Annotated in this window: 21 protein-coding genes; 17 read left to right on the top strand and 4 right to left on the bottom strand. The window is 45.7% G+C overall.

Annotated elements, in window-relative coordinates; translation table 11 throughout:
• Positions 1-63: 63 nt before the first annotated feature.
• Positions 64-855, bottom strand: a complete 792-nt coding sequence (locus tag KNP62_RS03445) for a class I SAM-dependent methyltransferase (protein ID WP_214783169.1) — start codon at positions 853-855, stop codon at positions 64-66.
• 40 nt (positions 856-895) lie between these two features.
• Complete coding sequence (locus tag KNP62_RS03440) at positions 896-1207, bottom strand: hypothetical protein (RefSeq protein ID WP_026826028.1); 312 nt, start codon at positions 1205-1207, stop codon at positions 896-898.
• Between the two features lie 180 nt (positions 1208-1387).
• Between KNP62_RS03440 and KNP62_RS03435 the strand changes: the two genes are divergently transcribed.
• From KNP62_RS03435 to KNP62_RS03405, 7 genes are all read left to right on the top strand, one after another.
• Positions 1388-2251 carry a cation diffusion facilitator family transporter gene (locus tag KNP62_RS03435; RefSeq protein WP_214783166.1) on the top strand — a complete coding sequence of 288 codons (864 nt, stop codon included), beginning with the start codon at positions 1388-1390 and terminating at the stop codon, positions 2249-2251.
• An 87-nt stretch (positions 2252-2338) separates the two neighbouring features.
• Positions 2339-2815, top strand: a complete 477-nt coding sequence (locus tag KNP62_RS03430) for an N-acetyltransferase (protein WP_214783163.1) — start codon at positions 2339-2341, stop codon at positions 2813-2815.
• A gap of 47 nt (positions 2816-2862) precedes the next feature.
• Positions 2863-3852 (top strand): LacI family DNA-binding transcriptional regulator, encoded by a 990-nt coding sequence (locus KNP62_RS03425; RefSeq protein ID WP_214783160.1) that lies wholly within the window; start codon positions 2863-2865, stop codon positions 3850-3852.
• Positions 3853-3959: 107 nt separating this feature from the next.
• Complete coding sequence (locus KNP62_RS03420; RefSeq protein WP_214783157.1) at positions 3960-4898, top strand: carbohydrate kinase family protein; 939 nt, start codon at positions 3960-3962, stop codon at positions 4896-4898.
• 2 nt (positions 4899-4900) lie between these two features.
• Entirely contained in the window at positions 4901-6331 is a 1431-nt protein-coding gene (locus KNP62_RS03415; protein WP_214760844.1) for a sucrose-specific PTS transporter subunit IIBC, read from the top strand.
• A 19-nt stretch (positions 6332-6350) separates the two neighbouring features.
• Complete coding sequence (locus KNP62_RS03410) at positions 6351-7769, top strand: glycoside hydrolase family 32 protein (RefSeq protein ID WP_214783155.1); 1419 nt, start codon at positions 6351-6353, stop codon at positions 7767-7769.
• Between the two features lie 96 nt (positions 7770-7865).
• Positions 7866-8279 carry a YhfM domain-containing protein gene (locus tag KNP62_RS03405; RefSeq protein ID WP_214783153.1) on the top strand — a complete coding sequence of 138 codons (414 nt, stop codon included), beginning with the start codon at positions 7866-7868 and terminating at the stop codon, positions 8277-8279.
• Positions 8280-8303: 24 nt separating this feature from the next.
• On the opposite strand, the gene KNP62_RS03400 is transcribed toward KNP62_RS03405, so the two are convergent.
• Positions 8304-9149, bottom strand: coding sequence for an alpha/beta fold hydrolase (locus KNP62_RS03400; protein WP_214783150.1), 846 nt, complete (start codon positions 9147-9149; stop codon positions 8304-8306).
• A gap of 116 nt (positions 9150-9265) precedes the next feature.
• Between KNP62_RS03400 and KNP62_RS03395 the strand changes: the two genes are divergently transcribed.
• From KNP62_RS03395 to KNP62_RS03380, 4 genes are all read left to right on the top strand, one after another.
• Positions 9266-10273 (top strand): helix-turn-helix transcriptional regulator, encoded by a 1008-nt coding sequence (locus KNP62_RS03395; protein ID WP_214783147.1) that lies wholly within the window; start codon positions 9266-9268, stop codon positions 10271-10273.
• 200 nt (positions 10274-10473) lie between these two features.
• Positions 10474-11334, top strand: a complete 861-nt coding sequence (locus tag KNP62_RS03390) for a metal-dependent hydrolase (RefSeq protein ID WP_214783144.1) — start codon at positions 10474-10476, stop codon at positions 11332-11334.
• A gap of 9 nt (positions 11335-11343) precedes the next feature.
• A complete protein-coding gene (locus tag KNP62_RS03385; protein ID WP_214783141.1) occupies positions 11344-12108 on the top strand; it encodes a DUF817 domain-containing protein in 765 nt (254 codons plus the stop codon).
• An 84-nt stretch (positions 12109-12192) separates the two neighbouring features.
• Positions 12193-12633, top strand: coding sequence for a hypothetical protein (locus KNP62_RS03380; RefSeq protein WP_214783138.1), 441 nt, complete (start codon positions 12193-12195; stop codon positions 12631-12633).
• A gap of 19 nt (positions 12634-12652) precedes the next feature.
• On the opposite strand, the gene KNP62_RS03375 is transcribed toward KNP62_RS03380, so the two are convergent.
• Complete coding sequence (locus tag KNP62_RS03375) at positions 12653-12967, bottom strand: hypothetical protein (protein ID WP_214783135.1); 315 nt, start codon at positions 12965-12967, stop codon at positions 12653-12655.
• A 207-nt stretch (positions 12968-13174) separates the two neighbouring features.
• On the opposite strand from KNP62_RS03375, the gene KNP62_RS03370 reads away from it, so the two are divergent.
• The 6 genes from KNP62_RS03370 (at position 13175) to KNP62_RS03345 (ending at position 18217) form a co-directional block, all read left to right on the top strand.
• Positions 13175-14035 carry an ABC transporter permease subunit gene (locus KNP62_RS03370; RefSeq protein ID WP_214783131.1) on the top strand — a complete coding sequence of 287 codons (861 nt, stop codon included), beginning with the start codon at positions 13175-13177 and terminating at the stop codon, positions 14033-14035.
• Positions 14035-15078, top strand: a complete 1044-nt coding sequence (locus KNP62_RS03365; protein WP_214783129.1) for an ABC transporter permease — start codon at positions 14035-14037, stop codon at positions 15076-15078. Before KNP62_RS03370 ends, KNP62_RS03365 begins: the two co-directional genes overlap by 1 nt.
• Before the next feature lie 99 nt (positions 15079-15177).
• Entirely contained in the window at positions 15178-16089 is a 912-nt protein-coding gene (locus KNP62_RS03360) for an NAD(P)-dependent alcohol dehydrogenase (protein ID WP_214783126.1), read from the top strand.
• A gap of 127 nt (positions 16090-16216) precedes the next feature.
• Complete coding sequence (locus KNP62_RS03355; protein WP_214783123.1) at positions 16217-16855, top strand: carbon-nitrogen hydrolase family protein; 639 nt, start codon at positions 16217-16219, stop codon at positions 16853-16855.
• Positions 16856-16928: 73 nt separating this feature from the next.
• Positions 16929-17456, top strand: coding sequence for a DUF2199 domain-containing protein (locus KNP62_RS03350; protein WP_214783120.1), 528 nt, complete (start codon positions 16929-16931; stop codon positions 17454-17456).
• A 14-nt stretch (positions 17457-17470) separates the two neighbouring features.
• The gene (locus KNP62_RS03345; protein WP_214783117.1) at positions 17471-18217 is read left to right on the top strand and encodes a hypothetical protein; all 747 of its coding nucleotides are present in this window, start codon (positions 17471-17473) and stop codon (positions 18215-18217) included.
• Positions 18218-18242: the final 25 nt, after the last annotated feature.

Below are 18242 nucleotides of genomic sequence, written 5' to 3'. Positions count from 1 at the left end.
ATGTCAATATTCAGAAAATAATAACCTAAAAAAGAGTCTAAAGACCTATTTAGTCAATATGTACTAAATAGTCTTAGACTCCAGGTCGATATATCCATAATGGAACTTCGATGTTTTTCGCTTTACCTGAGTAAAACCATAGTGCTTGAAGGCATCGCTCTCAAAATGAGCCTTTAAGACAATTCGTTTCTTAGCTACTCGATTTGCTTCAACCATCAACTCTTTTGAGAGTGGGGATGTGTCGGCGATTGAACGAAGTGGGTTCAGATGAACCGATTCTGAAATCGTTTTTTCGAACATCGGATCAAAGTAAATACAGTCGAACGAATTTTCCGCACATGTTTTTAAATATTCGAGAGAATTCGTATGAACGACCTCAATGCGGCGCATCGCCTCATTCACCTGCTCATCTTTTTCGACCCAAACGGACATGCCTTCTCGGACGAGCTGTGCCGTTATGAATTGGCTCTCAAGACCGATTACTTTACCGGTTGAACCGACGGCATGGCTCATGACGATACTGTCTGATCCGAGTCCGAGCGTACAATCTAAAATACGATCACCAGGTATTGCTTGTAATGCGTCAATGAGTGGGTCTGTTCCGCCACGACTGAGTTGCTTCACCCGAAAGACCGAACTAGAAGGGTGAAAAAAGAATGGCTCTTTACTTTGTAATGGTGTGAACTCGACGCGTCGCTTGTCAAAGACAAGCACATCTTGGCGATGCCGCTTTTTCAGTTCCTCAATGGAATGTTTGCGTCGCTCGATAAATTTCATATTGTATGTTGTGGCATGCGTTTGCGCCCGATATAATACTTCGTCTGTCGGACGTAAACAAGTGGTTACGATATACATGGGACGGGCTCCTTCATAAAAAATGAGACGCAGTCGCGTCTCATTTTTTCTTACTGAGTAAATCTGACAGTTCGTCGATCAGTGCTTTGTGAGAAGCGAGTTCTTTCTTCTTCTCGTCGTTCACGTTCACCGGACGTTTTGAACGGCTTTGAAGTGCTTCAAGTGTCTCGTCGATTGACGATTTCAACGTGTCACGTTCTTCAGGTTTTAAGGATACTTCATGCGGATTTTCTCCAGAGGCATCTAATTCGCGAAGGCGCGCCATCAATTGTTTCGCCTCACGATTCAAATCCACTAACAATCTGTCAATTTGTTCCAATCGTAATTTGATTCCATCTCGTTCAGTAAACATCTGTTTCACCTCTTTTGCGGTTTAACCCTAAGGTCTCTTCCTGTTTACTTTACCATAAAATTTGTTAAACGAAACTACCGGGAATATATTCCATTTATTTTGAGTGTAAGAAACATTGTTTCTCTATCCCCACACGAAGTTCACCTGCTATACTAACTGAGCTAATAAGGAGGTGGTCGGATGGAGACTACAAATCATCCACCAAAAGCGCTCAAGGGAGCGATTGTGTCAATCACGGCATATTTGATCTTGTCTATGTTAAAAGTGTTCTTCGGATATTTATATGAATCTGAGGCGGTTTTAGCCGATGGATTCAACAATACGACGGATATTATCGCGTCGGTCGCCGTCTATATTGGAATTCGGGTTGCGGCGTTACCTCGGGATGCCGAGCATAAATATGGTCACGCGAAGATGGAGACAATCTCTGCACTCATCGCTTCATTGATCATGATTGCGGTCGGTATTTTCGTCTTCTTTAATAGTCTGTCGAATTTAATCGGGGGAGAATATGCAGAACCGAACCCGTTAGCAGCGGTCGTCGCGTTCGCCAGTGCGCTCGTCATGTTCGGGGTGTATCGCTTCAACTTGAACCTCGCAAAGAAAACAAAATCATTGGCACTTAAGGCTGCGGCGAAAGACAACTTGGCCGATGCGATGATTTCAGTTGGAGCTACGCTTGGTGTGCTATTTGCTTATTTCCAATTGCCTTGGATGGACACGGTCTTGGCAATTGTTATTGCCGGCATGATCATACGGACAGCGATCCAAATCTTTTTAGATGCAACCCATCAGCTTTCTGACGGATTCCCTCCACACCTCGTCGAGTCTTATGAGGAAACGATTGAACAATTTGAACGTGTGAAAGAAGTTCGGGAGATTAAGGGGCGTCATCTAGGAAATCACGTGATGCTCGATGTGACGATTGCAGTTGATGGAGATTTGACCGTGGACGCGGCCCATGAATTGTGTGACGAAATCGAACGAAAATTGGATGAACAGCATGCGGTCGATTCGGTGCATATTCATATTGAGCCGATTTGACGTTCGGTTATCTTTTGCGCTTCATGATTGGATTCGTTTATAATAAGCGCAGACAGATATTGAACTACTAGTTAAGGAGGGCACGGGATGAACATCGTGCGTCAACCTATTCGCCAGATTGATGAGATCGAGTATGAACATTTTCAGAAATATGGAGAAAACTCATATGGCGTTTCTGCTGAAGAGTTGAAAGGGATCCTCGAAGAAATGGGGACGGAGCAACTTTATCATGCAGAAGAGCATAGTTACGGAGAGGACTTTTATTACGACTTGATGGTCGATGACAAACTTGTCGGTAAAGTCTTGTTGCTCAAGCTTGCCCGAGTTTACCAACTTGACCTGATGGTGTTCGATGCATACAAAAATAAGGGATATGCGACGGAAGGTTTACGTCTCGCCTTATTGGACTCAAAATTGATGGATGGACAAACAGTCCGGGCCGGCATTCCACCGACAAGCCCACATCAACAAGAGATGCATCAAGTGCTCGTTCAAAACGGATTTGAAAAGCGGAACGGTCTATATTATTTAAATTTCAAGAAACGATATGTAGTAAACCATTAAGCTGACGGCGTCTCGCACGTCAGCTTTTTTCATATGGAGGGGTAAGGATGAAGCAGGTCACCATTAAAGATATCGCTGAACTCGCAGGGGTCGCAAAGAGTACAGTCTCCCGCTATTTGAACGGTGGGTCGGTAGGGAAGGCGACGAGAGAGAAGCTCGATCGGGTCATTCGGGAAACCAATTATGAACCGAATCAATTCGCCCAAAGTCTTAAGTCAAAGCAGACGAAGATGATTGGGGTCATCGTTCCGCGACTCGATTCTTACGCTGCCTCGCGTACAATGATGGGAATTGATGAACGATTGACAGAACGAGGCTATCAGATGCTTGTCGTCAACACGGCACAACAGACGGAACGAGAGATTGAACAATTATACAACCTCGCCAAACAAAAGGTCGCCGGCATCATTTGGCTCGGGACGACTGTCACCGACCGTCACCTCGAAGCGATAGAGGCGATTCAAATCCCAGTGTTGCTGATTGGTCAACAGCATGATAACGTCCACAGTCTCGTCTATCCGGATTATGAAGCTGCATACGCTCTCGGTAGAGAGTTCACGAAATGGGGTCATCGAGACGTCGTCTATGTCGGTGTTTCGGAAGCAGATATCGCAGTCGGACAAGATCGGCGCGATGGTTTTTTGAAGGCGCTTCATGAGGCGGATGCACGCGTCACAGTCGTTCAGACAACCTTTAAAATCGAGGATGCCATCCCGATTGGAGAACGGTTGGCGAAAGAGATTGGCTCGACCTCGCTTATTATTTGTGCAACGGACAATATTGCCCTTGGTGTATTGAAGGGACTGGCGAATCAAGGGATTTCTGTTCCAAATGACATCTCTGTCAGTGGCTTTGGTGGCTATGATTTCACGGAAGTCTTACATCCATCGATTACGACCGTTCATCTTCCGTATCGGCGAACTGGGGCCAAGTCGGCAGATATGATGCTTCAACTTTTACAAGGAAATGACGTCCCGATGAAAACGTTCACAATTTTTGAATTAAAAGTGCGCGAAAGCGTTGACAAGCTGAATTAAATCGTTTACATTTGTGTTGCGGAACCGGTTCCGCAACATTTTTTATTCTAGATTGGAACCGGTACCAATCGTATATAGAACTTATAAGATTTTTGGAGGTGGACGATATGAACACCGTACATTGTATCGGCGAATTGTTGATTGACTGGGTATGCGAGGATGCCTCGAGCGACCTCGTCAACGGAACGACGTTCGTCAAAAAAGCAGGTGGCGCACCTGCAAATGTGGCGGCAGTCGTCAGTAAGCATGGTGGACAGTCGAGTTTTCTCGGACAAGTCGGGAATGACCCGTTCGGTCTTTTCCTGAAACAGACGTTGACCGACAACGGAGTCAGCACAGATAACCTTGTTGAATCGGGAGATACGACATTCGCTTTTGTGTCGATTCAAGAGGACGGAGAGCGGGACTTCACATTCCGTCGTGGAAGTGATGGAGATTATGCGTTTGAATCCATCGATTTGTCATTGATTCAAAAAGGTGATCTCATTCATTTCGGTTCTGCGACAGCATTACTAGATGGAAAACTAAAAGATGCGTACTTCAAATTATTGCAATTTGCAAAGCGGGATGGTTTGTTCATCTCATTTGACCCGAACTATCGAGATGCGTTGATCACGGACCTTGAGCAGTTCAAACAAGATGCGAGACATTTCATCGCAGAATCAGACTTCATTAAATTGAGTGAAGAAGAAGCGCACTTGTTGACCGGTAAAGAGCAACTTGAAGACGCTGTTCAAGCACTACTTCAATTAGGTGCAAAACAGATTGCGATCACATTAGGGTCTCGTGGGACATTGATTGCGACAAGCACGCATCATGAAATCGTTCCTTCAATCTCAATCGACAGTGTCGATTCAACAGGAGCGGGAGATGCGTTTGTCGGTGCTTATTTGTATCGGTTGGCGACGCTCGGATTTGACCCGGAGCGCTTACGTTCCGACATCGAATATGCAAACGTAACGGGTGCATTAACATGTACAGCTTATGGCGCTATTCCAGCAATTCCATCACGACAACTTGTGAATGAAACGTTAGGAGGGAAATGAAGATGGATTACAAAAAAGAAGCAGCATCGATATTAGAAGCGATTGGCGGGAAAGAAAACGTTGCGGCAGCCGCTCACTGTGCGACACGCCTTCGTCTCGTATTGAACGATGAGTCAAAGGTTGATGAGAAAGCACTCGAACAACTTGATGTGGTTAAGGGAACGTTCTCAACGGGAGGACAATACCAAATCATCATCGGGCAGGGTACGGTCAACAAGGTTTATGCTGAATTTTCACAATTGACAGGTCTTGGAGACATGTCAACGACAGACGTGAAGTCAGCCGGAGCGAAAAAGATGAACCCGCTCCAACAGTTCGTCAAAATGTTATCAGATATCTTCGTTCCAATCATCCCGGCAATCGTCGCCGGCGGTCTCTTGATGGGGATCAACAACTTATTGACGGCGCCGGATTTGTTCTTCGAAGGACGTTCATTGATTGACCAGTATCCAGGCATGGCAGACCTCGCAGCAATGATCAATACGTTCGCAAATGCCGCCTTTGTCTTCCTGCCTGTACTCATAGGTTTCTCCGCAGCCAAGCGGTTCGGGGGTAACCCGTATCTTGGTGCAGCGCTAGGTATGATTATGGTTCACCCGGACTTGATCAACGCATATGCACAGGCTAGTGTTGAAGAGATTCCGGTTTGGAACATCTTCGGTCTTGAGATTGAGAAGTTAGGATACCAAGGACAAGTCTTACCAGTCCTCGTCTCGACGTATATTTTATCGAAGCTTGAAATCAACATTCGGAAGTTCATGCCAGCGTCACTTGATATCTTGCTTACGCCATTACTTTCACTCCTCTTCACAGCGTTTATCACGTTCGCATTCGTCGGACCGATCACTCGTGAAGCAGGGAACTTGATCATTGATGGGTTGGTATGGACGTATGATTCACTCGGATTCGTCGGTGGTTTAATCATGGGTCTTCTCTACGCCCCAATCGTTATCACAGGTATGCACCATAGCTTCATCGCGATTGAAACACAGCTTCTTGCTGATATCGCCGAAACTGGTGGATCGTTCATCTTCCCAATCGCTGCGATGTCGAACGTCGCACAAGGGGCGGCTACACTCGCTGTCTTCTTCTTGACTGCTGATAAGAAGATGAAAGGTGTCGCATCAGCATCAGGGATCTCAGCATTACTTGGAATCACCGAGCCTGCCATGTTCGGGGTCAACTTAAAACTACGTTATCCGTTCATTGCAGCCATCGTCGGTTCAGCTATCGCCTCTGCTTTCATCGTCGGAAACGACGTATTGGCAGTAGCGCTCGGTGCTGCTGGGTTACCAGGAATCATTTCAATCGCACCTGGTTCGATCATCTCATATATCATCGGTATGGCCATCGCATTCGCCGTGACATTTGGATTGACATTCATCCTCGCGAAGCGACAAGCAAAAAAAGAAGCGGTCAAACAAGCTGCGTAATGAAAAAGGAAGTGACACTATGAATTGGACGAAGGCCGAACGTTATCGTTCGCTCCGTGACGTGAGCGCCCTCGAGATGGAGGTGCTCCGTACAAAGACGGCCGCATCCCCGTGGCGGTTTGGATACCATATCCAGCCGCCTACGGGCCTCCTCAATGACCCGAACGGCTTCGCATATTACGATGGAGAGTACCATCTATTCTATCAGTGGTTCCCGCTCGGGCCAGTTCACGGTCTCAAACATTGGTACCATGTCAGTTCACCCGATCTCGTCCATTGGACGGACCGCGGGGTGGCGTTAGTCCCTGAAACGAAGGAAGATTCACACGGTGCTTATTCTGGAAGTGGATTCGTTGTTGATGACACCCTTCACGTGATGTACACCGGGAATCATCGTACCGACGATTGGACGCGTCACGCCTCGCAAATCATCGGTGTCTTACGTGACGGGGTAATTGAGCGTCGTAATGTGGCGATCCCAGATATTCCGGCCGGCTATACGGAACATTTCCGTGATCCGAAAGTATGGGAAGAAGATGGATCGTATTACGCGATTGTCGGCGCACAGCGAACGGATGAGACAGGGTGTGTCGTCTTATATCGTTCGACCGACTTGAATGAATGGACGTTTTTAGGTGAAGTGAAGACCGAGCTTGAGCGGTTCGGTTACATGTGGGAATGTCCTGACGTGTTTGAACTTAATGGAAGACATGTCCTCATTTTTTCTCCTCAAGGGATTGAGCCTGAGGGTCATCGCTACCACAACATCTATCAATCCGGATACGTCACAGGTACTCTTGATTTAGAGACGCTCGTCTTCACGCACGAGTCGTTTGAAGAGCTCGACTTCGGTTTCGACTTTTACGCTCCGCAAACGACGGAGCATGATGGTCGTCGTATTCTAGTCGGCTGGATGGGCTTACCGGAGATTGAATATCCGACAGACCGCTACGGTTGGGCCCATGCGTTGACGCTGCCTCGAGAACTTTCGCTTGAAGATGGCGTATTAAAACAACGACCAGTCCCTGAAATGAAGCAACTCCGAACTAATCAGTTCGTAAACGAATCAGGTACGCATATCGAAATGATTTCGCCCGAACGTTATGAATTGAAATTGTCGACGTCCGGAGAAGACTTCGAGCTTGAACTATTGAAGACGGAAGAAGAGTCGCTTGTGATTCGGTACGAGAAAGATACACGCGAATTGACCATCGATCGGACAAACGCGGGTGAACCGTTCGCGACCGAATTTGGGACGACCCGGACAAAAGTGATTGAGGTCACGTCCCTTCATCTGTTCGTCGATTCCTCAAGTGTTGAATGTTTCGTCAACGACGGTGACGCCGTGGCAACGCTTCGCGTCTTCCCGAGTGATGACGAGAAACGGATTCGCTACGTCGGAGCGGATACGACATTAGTTGGTTGGAAGTATGAATGAGTGTAAAAGCTGAGCGTTTGCTCGGCTTTTTTATTTTCCCAAATATTGAAACCGATTTAATTGATGCGACGTATATTAGGCGAGAGGGGTGAAATGATGGATAAATGGATTCGTTGGGCAGGTGAGATTCGTAAAATAACGATGGCTTATAAAATCGATACAGAAGAACTTGAGAGAGAAGAAATGGAACACGTGATGGTGGCGGAGTCAACGGAGCGTGGAATAGTGAATCCAGAAGTAAAGTTAGAGTTTCATGAATTGAGCCAGGTGCGGGTGTTCGCGGAAATGCTACGAAGTTCAGAAGAAATCGTAGGCATTGAGATTGAAGTGGCTCCCGATTTCGATCTTATGTTGCACTATAAGGGTGGAGAACAGGAATGCTATCAGCTTTGGCTAGGACAACCGAACCGCCCAAGTATCATCACGAAATTTGGACGGGAGGACGTGGTCTACAAGATACCGGAACATAGTACGAATCGATTGATTGATGTCCTCGGGTTAAATACGTAAAAAAAGCACCTCTTTATGAGATGCTTACGAGTTGAATCGAATGAATCGTTCGATTTGTCGCTCTGATTTTCTAGCTTGCCGTCCGACCCAAATGAGGTGTCCCGGGCTGTTCAGGATTGTTAGCTGAGCATGGGGGATCAAACGCTTCGCATAATAGGCGTGGCGAACGGGTACGGCTTTGTCATTTTTCGAGTGAATGATATAGGTCGGGCACGACACACCAAGTAAGACTTCGCTCGATACACGCTGTTTCAAATCGAACTGTGCGCCAAGGCCAAACGCCATTTGATTGGCGACACGTTTGAGGAGGAAGATGTCATAAGGAGACACCTCTTCCCGAATCGTCTCGAGTGCCAACACACTCGTCGATTGAATCATGCGTGCCGTCGCTTCGAACGGATGTTTTTGAATGGCACGAGCAATGAATTGTTTCATGATGTATTGAAGTGCGATGAATGCAGGTTGGACAATATTTCTGCTGACTGTGTCCCGATATGGGAAATCGACGACACTTGTTACAGCCGCAGCTAGTGTCAAGCTTCGTACACGTTGGTTTTGAGAAGCGAGCTCAATTGCGGTCGGTCCTCCGGCAGAGATGCCATAAACATGATATTGATCAATTTCTAGCATTTGCATCAAGTGAGCGAGTCGGGATGCAAAAAGTTGGGGAGATGCTGAAAAAGAGTACGGTGTTTCTCCATATCCGGGTCTAGATGGGACTATGACCCGAAAACCGGACAAAACGAGCTGGTCCACATGGTATGGTTCTAAACTCGATGACTGGGTCCCATGAATCAGTACGATCACAGGACCGTGACCACGGTCTATATATTCAATTTTTGAGCCGTCGACGTGTGCGTAATATTTCACTTCAGATGGCGCCTCCTTAAACAGTTTGTAATGGAAAATACCTTTATTTCGTGGAAATAAAATGATAATGTCTGTTTATACATATTATAGATATAGAAATGAAAGGGGATAGAACCGTGAATAACCGAGAGCGGTTACTTGAAGTTCGGCGTTTCTTCGAACGTTACACGGACGAAGCAAATCCTAAAACACTAGAAGATTTGCTCGAATACTTGTCAACAATTGGAGATACTTCTAAGTTAGCAAAAAAATCGGTGAAAGACGATATCCAAGCACTGAATAATTCGGGGTTTGAAGTGCAGGATGAATTGGAGAAGAATGGTCTCGCCAAAAAATATTGGCACTCTGCTCGTTTGTTCGAGATTCACGAACTTCGGATGATGGTCGATGCCATCGTCGCAGCGAAATTCATCTCAGAAGACGTGACCGAAGAGATCGTTGAAAAGCTTCAAATGCTGACGAGCAATCCTGAAGCGAAGACGTTGCAATCGATCATTAAGACACCGAAGAAAAAGCACGGACAGATACCGTACCATATCGACCGCATTCAGCGTGCGATTCATGAACGGAAAGCCATCTCGTTCCAATATACGGATGTTATCGGATTCGACGTGACGAAACGCACGTTCCCGCTCCGTCGTGATGGAGAACGGTACGTCATCAATCCAATCGACTTGCATTGGAATCACGAACAGTATTACTTGATTGGCATCGATGAATCGATTGGAGAGGTTCGGAACTATCGGGTCGACCGAATTGTCAACTCCGAGATTGTAGAGGACGGCACCATTCGTCCGAAACACCATCTTCCAGATGACTATTACCAAAAGTCCTTCAATATGTACAACGGCTTGGATGAGCAAATCGTCTTGTCGGTCGATGAGCGCGTTCTCCCGGTCATCTTCGATAAGTTAGGAGAAGACGTCTCTGTTTCCGAACATGAAGAACGTTTCCTCATCCGTTTCGATGCGGCCGTGTCTGACGGATTCATTTACTGGTTGCTCTCTTTAGGGGCACAGGTAGAAGTCGTTGAACCACTCACGCTTCGCGACCATATGAAGGCAACGATTGAAAAAATGGCAAATACTTATGAGAATACAAGCATTCATTCATCCATCGAGTAATCAGATGTGCTATACTGCTTGCGACACTTAATGAAGGGGGACAGGCGGATGTTGAATTGGATGCCATTGATCATTCCGATTGTCGCTGTCATTTTCGTAACGATCGTCGCAAGACGCGCCATGAAAATGGATAAAGAGAACTAACATGAAGAGACATCATCCTTGATTGGGAGATGTCTCTTTCGCTATGGAGGTAGAACGTGGATACGATTACACATACGTTATTCGGTCTAACGCTATATGGTGCAGCCGATAAACGTGATTTACAACAACATGAAAAACGAGCCTTATTCGTCACGACGCTCGTCGGGAGTCAAATCCCGGACAGTGATGTGATTTCAAGACTATGGGACACGGAAGGAATGTATCAGATGTGGCACCGCGGCATCACCCACTCCATCTTTCTCGTCCCGCTCTTCGCACTGCTCATCTACATACTCGTTCGTCTTCTCTTTCGAGTGACGGACATCCGTTATTTTTGGTGGGCTCTGTTGTCTGTGTTCATACACAACACATCAGACTTATTCAATGCGTGGGGGACGGGCTACTTCGAACCGATCTCGGACGTGAGGATCACATTCGGTGTGATCCCGATTGTCGACTTTGTCTATTGGGGCATCTTCTTGGTCGCCTGGCTCGTGGCCCGTAAACAAGAAGTCCGCTATAAGACGTATCGGTATGCATGGGCAGCTCTCGTCCTGTATGTCGCGATTCAAAGTTCACAAGGAGCTTACTTGTATCAGACATATGCAGATGAATATGACGAAGTGGCGCTCTCGGCTTCTTTTATCCCGACGCAGTTCACCGTCATTACGAAGACTGACGAAACCGTATCGCTTTTTAAAGACTCCATTTATCAAGAAGCAACCTTGCAATATAACTTGACGTCTGACGAACAAGTGAGTCTTGAACCATTGTTTGAAGCGAATCAAGAGGCACTCACATTGACTAAATGGTCACCGTTTGTTGTCATCGTGGCAAATGAAGAACGGCTCGGTGTCTTTGACCCACGTTTTTATGACGGAGAGTCTTCTTTCCTATACGAATATATAGAAAGGTAGGATCAATCGATGGGACCCATCCGCTATCTCTTTATTTTCGCTTACGAACAGGCACTCAGTTGTATTTTTCCAGTCGCCATTTTCGGTGCACTCGCCGTCACGAAATTTGTAGAGTTGCCGCTTCCCCGTTATGACGTCTTACTCATCTGGTGTGTGTTCGTCCAAGTGATCCTCGTAAAGACAGGACTTGAAACAATCGAAGAAGTGAAAGTCATCAGCTGGTTCCATGTCATCGGTCTCGGACTTGAACTATTCAAGGTACAGATGGGGTCATGGAGCTATCCGGACGAGGCGTTCACAAAAGTTTGGGGCGTCCCGCTCTATGCGGGGTTTATGTATGCGAGCGTCGGGAGTTATGTCGTTCAGGCGTGGCGTCGCCTCGATTTACAGTTCACGAAGATGCCAAACCCAATCATCGCTTTCGGACTAGGCATTGCAATTTATTTTAATTTCTTCTGGCACCATGTTTGGCTAGATCTGCGATGGCTATTGATCGCACTCATCTTCTTGGCGTTTGGCCGTTCGATTGTTTCGTATAAACTCGATGACCGTCGATTCAAGATGCCGGTCGTCCTGTCATTCTTCTTGATTGCCTGCTTCATCTGGCTCGCTGAAAATATTGTGACCTTTTACAACGGATGGGCGTATCCAGACCAGTTGAACGGCTGGGCTATTGTCGATATAGGAAAACTATCCTCTTGGTTCCTACTCGTCATCATCAGCATCCTGCTCGTGGCTTGGCAAAAACGAAAGCTGGAATATGAAACGACTTAACTCGACTTGTGTCGAGTTTTTTTGTGAGAAGCTTCGAATCTTTTTTCGAGGAAATTCGTATTATAAATTGAGGTGATTGGGTTGTTGGAAATTGTATTCTATTGGTTGATTGGATTATTGTGTCTAGGATCTCTTGTCATCTATTGGAGGGAGTGGCGGAAGACACGCAATCGTGTGAAGTTAGGTCAAGTCGTTCTTGCGGTCTTCGCATCAGTGGTTGTACTTGGAATGGCTGGAATGGAGACATACGACCGTATGACGACGAATTACATCGTCGAGACGGGAGAATGTTATGTCGTCGATAACCATTCATCGAGGGGTTCATCGAACGTGACGCTATGGTTCGGCGAGCGGTCATATGGTTTCAAAGAAATTCCCGACGTTGCATATGGTCCGGGGCATGTGTTTACATGTCGCGCGACGATGACGAAGCAGTTTCAAAGCGGGATTGACTATGAGTTGAGATCAGAGGAAGGTCAGTTGTTGTTTTCGACTTACTCACAAAAAAGTAAAAAAACCGATTGAGATGGAAGCATTCCACTAATCAATCGGATTGTTTTTTATCGGAAGAGAATCTTTTTTGCCGAATGTTCTCTAAAAATATCGGAAGGAGATTCAAGAAAATCGCCGCAATCGTCAAGAACCATAATGCGCGTGACATTCCGGGCACCACATCCTTTAAGGCAGCCCAGTCCTCTGCATCGACCCACATATTGATTAGGCTATACTCGGCGCAAAGTGTTAGTGCAGTCAAGGACAGCGCAATCGCCATTGGCAGTTTGTAATCTTTCTCCATCATAAAGACAGTCAAGTTCAACAGCGTTGCTCCAATGGCCGCCAATCCAAAAATAATCCACATGCTTCAACCTCCTAAATATTTCTATAAATCCATTATAGCATACATCATTATCCATCATGATTTCTGAAAATTGTTTCTATTCACATAATAGTTATGCTAGAATCAATTGAAAGTGTCTTTGGATATATTTCCCTTTACAAAATGAAAAGATAGCGAGAGTCCTCCCACACTTACGATTGAGATATGTCATCTAAAGGAGACAGAACTATGGCCTATTTTGCACGAAAATCTGCACATCTTGTCATCGCATTCTTTGTCTTGATTGCGATCAGTGCGCTACCGACGCTCGTCGTTCAAACAGATTTTAGTCTGACAAGTTACTGGAACGGCATCCAACAACAGCTGGACCAACTCCAAAAGCTTGATGAGATTACATACTACAATGTCACCGCTCAAACAGATTTACCTTTATTACCTGCACTTGGACCGCTCGTCAAAGAGTCGGTCATCATTTTTACGACGGCGCTCGCCGTGTCGACCATACTTGGTCTCCTGTATGCCTACTACTATTATCAGAGCGGCAGGCGGGTTCGCACCGTCCTGCACCAAACGAGTCAGACGCTCGAGATGGTGCCTGATTTATTTTGGTTAATCTTCTCACAGTTTCTTGCTATTTCTATACATAGAGCAACAGGGTTTGACCGAATCGAAGTAGCTGGTGGGTTCGCAGAATACATACGATTTCTACCGATTGTCACATTGACACTGACAACGTTATTCTTCTTTATCAAATGGCTGACCATCCATATCCATGAACAAGAGGCCATCCCTTACCTTGAGCTTGCCCAAGCGAAAGGGATTCGACCTGAAGGGCTGTTTTGGAAGCATTTGTTGCCGAACATCATCTATCGCTTCTACCTCTTTTTCCGTTCAAACATCATTACCATCTTATCGACGCTTCTCATCGTTGAATATTTGTTCAACGTCCAAGGACTGTTTCGATTCGCCGTCTACAATCCACAGATGCAGATCTTGCTCGTCATTTTATTTGTCATCTATATCCCGATTTTTCTGTTGGATTTACTGATTGAATGGATTATTCCGAATGCCTGGAAAGGAGGGATTTGATGCGACGCGTATTAATGCGTGACCCGATTTTTATCTTCTGTTTTGTCATCGTAGCAGGTCTACTGTTGATGAGTTTTGGGAATACCGTATTTCGTGATGGGAACGTTGATCAAACTCTTATGCTGTACTCGGATGAGGGGAGACTCATCGGAGTCCCACCACTTGAACCATCAAAATATCAATGGCTCGGGACGGACAATGCTGGATATGATTTATTTCAGATGTTCGTAGAAGGCTTTAAGTGGACTGTCGGGATTTGTGCGATTGTCGCGCTTGGGCGCATGACCATCGGTTTATTGGTTGGGATACCGCTTGCTTTCAGGGGAGCGCGATTGAATCACTTTTTTAAAACGTTGCTCGATGGATTCTTGATTTTACCGATTTCGTTACTCGCATTGATGATGCTCGCCTCGACGATGATCTTTTGGGATTCGACACAAGTGCCTCCACTATGGGATCGGGTGAAGATCGAGCTAATCGTTTTAGTCGTTCTCGGATTACCTGCCGTCACGCTATATCTCATCACGGAGATTCGTCAATTGTTACAACAAGAGTTTATGATTGTTGCCCAGACGCTTGGTGGCAGTGTCTGGCATCGCGTGAAACTTCATCTATTGCCCCATCTGATTCCGACGCTTGTCATCGTCTTTATGCAACAATTCGTACAGACGCTCATGTTGCTCATTCATCTTTCATTGTTTGGAATCTTCTTTGGGGGGACTGTTCTTTTGCAGGAAGGAGTCATGCCGACGATTTATGAATGGTCTTCGATGTTTGGATACTATTTCGGACAATTCACAGCGATGACATGGATGACAAATCATCTATTCCTGATCCCTGCGATTGCGCTCGCAGCGCTGATCTTTATCTTTAATTTATTGACCAGTCGACTCGAACGGGCGTTCCGTCTACGTCGTCAAGAGCCGATGGTGACCGAAATAAACATCGCACAGTCGGAAGCAGCAGCCGCGTCGCTCGACAATCCGTTTTCTCTCGTAGATGCGAGTGTATCAATAAAGAATGAACCGGATGATATCGTATGATGTCATCTGGTTTTTCTATGCCAAATCGACTGAACCCTCATGATTGCGGGAACATATATAACAGAATGAAGTGACAAATCAGAAAAGGAGTGAATCAACGTGAAAGCTGCGATTTGTACGACGTATGGGGGACCAGACGTGTTCGTCATTCAAAACGTAGACCGCCCGAAGCCAAAAAGCAATGAGCTACTGATTCAAGTACATGCATCGGCCGTTCACTCAGGAGATCGACGACTTCGCGCACTGGACGTTCCTGCACTCGGAAAACTACCGATGCGGATCGTTATGGGGTTCAAGGCGCCAAGACAACCAATTCTTGGTGTCGTGTTGGCTGGTGTTGTCGTCGAAACAGGTCGTAGTGTGAAAAACTTTCAGATTGGAGACAACGTGTATGCGCTCACGGGGATGAGGTTTGGTGGATATGCAGAGTTTGCTTGTGTGAACGAATCGAAATGTGTGGTTCAGATGCCCGAGCATGCCAGCTTTATCGAGGCGGCGGCACTTCCGTTCGGAGGGACCACCTCGTTACATTTTTTACGGAAAGCAAACATCGAACAGGCGACAAATGTTTTGATTTATGGTGGATCAGGTGCGGTCGGCTCCACTGCCGTACAGATTGCAAAATATTTCGGCGTACATGTCACAGCAGTTTGCCATGAGCGGAACATCGAGCTCGTGAAGCGACTTGGGGCAGATGTGGTCGTCGATTATTCGAAAGAAGGCTACGACCGTGAATTGGGTACGTATGATGTCGTGTTTGATGCGTCTGGAAAAATTGATAAGCGATTGGCTCGAAAACATGTTGCGGAGAACGGGTCATTCCGTTCTGTTGCGGGACAGGGGCCAGCGAGTGAACGAAAAGAGGATTTGAGGTTCTTGAACGAATTGTTTGAAGCAGGAGAGCTGCAACCCGTTATTGATTCGGTTTATCCACTGGATGAGATTGTCGAGGCACACCGATATGTCGATCAAGGGAGAAAAGTTGGGAATGTGATTGTGACAATTGAATAGGAATGAATCAGATGATTGATAGTATTATGAAAACAGGATATCAATGTTGAACTTCATAGTGAGGTACGTTCTACCATCTCACTTACATATAAATAGCAGACGTGGGCAATGAGACGGAGGAGTAATGATGAATATATTAATTGGACAACCTAAAATGGAGCAAGATCTTAAGCAATTGAAGCTAGAGATTGAGGCGAACCCGACAGTAGACTTGATTCTCTATCCGGAGGGATATTGTACATATACAGAATTAGATATGATCCGTCAGTTAGCTAGTGCATTCAAGACGGCAATTGTTTTAGGTTATCGGGATGATACGAATAAAGATCGGGTCCTCATTGTAAATAAGAAAGGTGAAACGCTGTTAACGCGACCGAAAACACCTGAAAGTGAGCGCTTGTACATGCCATCAAGTGTCATAGATGGAGCGGAGGAATACGGATACTTACTTTGCAGGGAGATTTTTATGGGGGTAGAGGGATTAAAGAATCATGAGCATCTATCAATCATATTCAATCCAATCGGGGTCGGGATGTTTAGTGAAGAACAATTCATGGAGTGGTCCGAAGAAGCGAGAAAGATTGCGATGGAACGTAAAGCGATGATTATCGGAACGAGTCACGCGGATGGGTCGTATCGAAATTGTGGTGTATCGATACCAATCGCGTATTGTTATGATGAAAAGGGTGAAGAAGTGTTTCTATCGAAAAATGATACGAGGACGAGAGTGTTAGATACTGTTTCAAAAGGTACAATGATTGTCTGACCTATTATAATATTATTAGCATTTTGTTATTTCACATACCGTATTTTAACTTAAAAATAGAAAGAGAGAATGTATGAGATACCCATTCAAACGAAAACACAACAAAAATTGTACTTGCTCAAAATGTGGCAGGAATACAGAAAGTGAAGTTGGTTTTGGATCAAGGATGCCAACAGTTCTAAATGGAATGACAACACGTGAGATGAAAAAACGTGTCGTATTGACAGATGATGTATGTGTCCTCGATGAAGCCCACTTCTTCATTTACGGATGCCTTGAGATTCCGGTCATTGGGGAAGAGAATCCATTCATCTGGAACGTCTGGGTATCACTCAGTCCGGATAACTTTTTCAAAGTCATCGATTCATGGGATGAACCCGCTCGTGTTGACCTCGACCCGATGTTCGGCTGGCTATCGACAGACCTTCCCATCTATCCGGACACCATCAATTTAAAAACGAATGTCCATATGCGTGAAGTCGGACTACGCCCGTTGATCGAACTCGAACCGACGAATCATCCTCTTGCCATCGAGCAGCGCAATGGCATCACGAGGTCGAGGGTCGATGATATTTTCCGACTCGTTGAAGGTGATGAATAAAGGAGGGGAACAGGGTGAGTCAGTTGAAGTCATCCTTGATTTTCGATTTGTATTCAGGAAATCAAGCGCTCACTTCCATTCAGCAGAAGATGTTGGAGCGAATCGAGTTACTTGTTCACAATAAACAATTCAATGAACTTGAACTCTTCATGCGTAACACGCCTGTTGTCGAGCAAATCTTGATCGACCATGTGATGGTTGACCCGACCGATTCATATCGTTGGGATTTGCTTATCGGTTATGAACGGATGGATCGGATTGAAGATTATGATCGAGTGAATGCGTTTTGCCGAACAGCCTTTTCATATCATCCAGATAAACCATTCTATTTTGCTTTAGCGTTATATGATATGGGTTGGAATGATTTTGAATTGGACGAGGAAGTCATTGAAGTGGCTAATCGATTGATTGAAGAAGCATCAGCTGAGGTTTCTGCATTGATTTGTCTAAGCATGTCAAAATCGCTAAGACATATGGAGCGAGAGTATCTGGTCAAGGCCATTGAGAGATGTCCGCGGGCAGTTCAGCCCTACTTTTCTTTAGGAGAATATTTCATGCGACACAATCCGAGGTTGGCCAAATCTTATATAGAGAAGGGACTTGTTCAACTGGCTTTGACTTTCGACGATTCAAGTGAAAAATGTGTGACTCAAGTGATTGGTTTCAACCCACATACTTGGAATAGGGACGTTCGTAACGAGCTGTTAGGGATGGATATGAGTTGGCGAGAATACAAAACGTACAAGCGAATGATCAAGTGAAGGAATCAAGAATAGTGATGAGGAA

The organism is Exiguobacterium sp. s183 (genome assembly GCF_018617655.1).
In the GTDB taxonomy this organism is placed as follows: Bacteria; Bacillota; Bacilli; order Exiguobacteriales; family Exiguobacteriaceae; genus Exiguobacterium; species Exiguobacterium aestuarii_A.
Note: the sequence above shows the minus strand (reverse complement) of the source record. Positions and strands in the feature narration are given on the sequence as shown.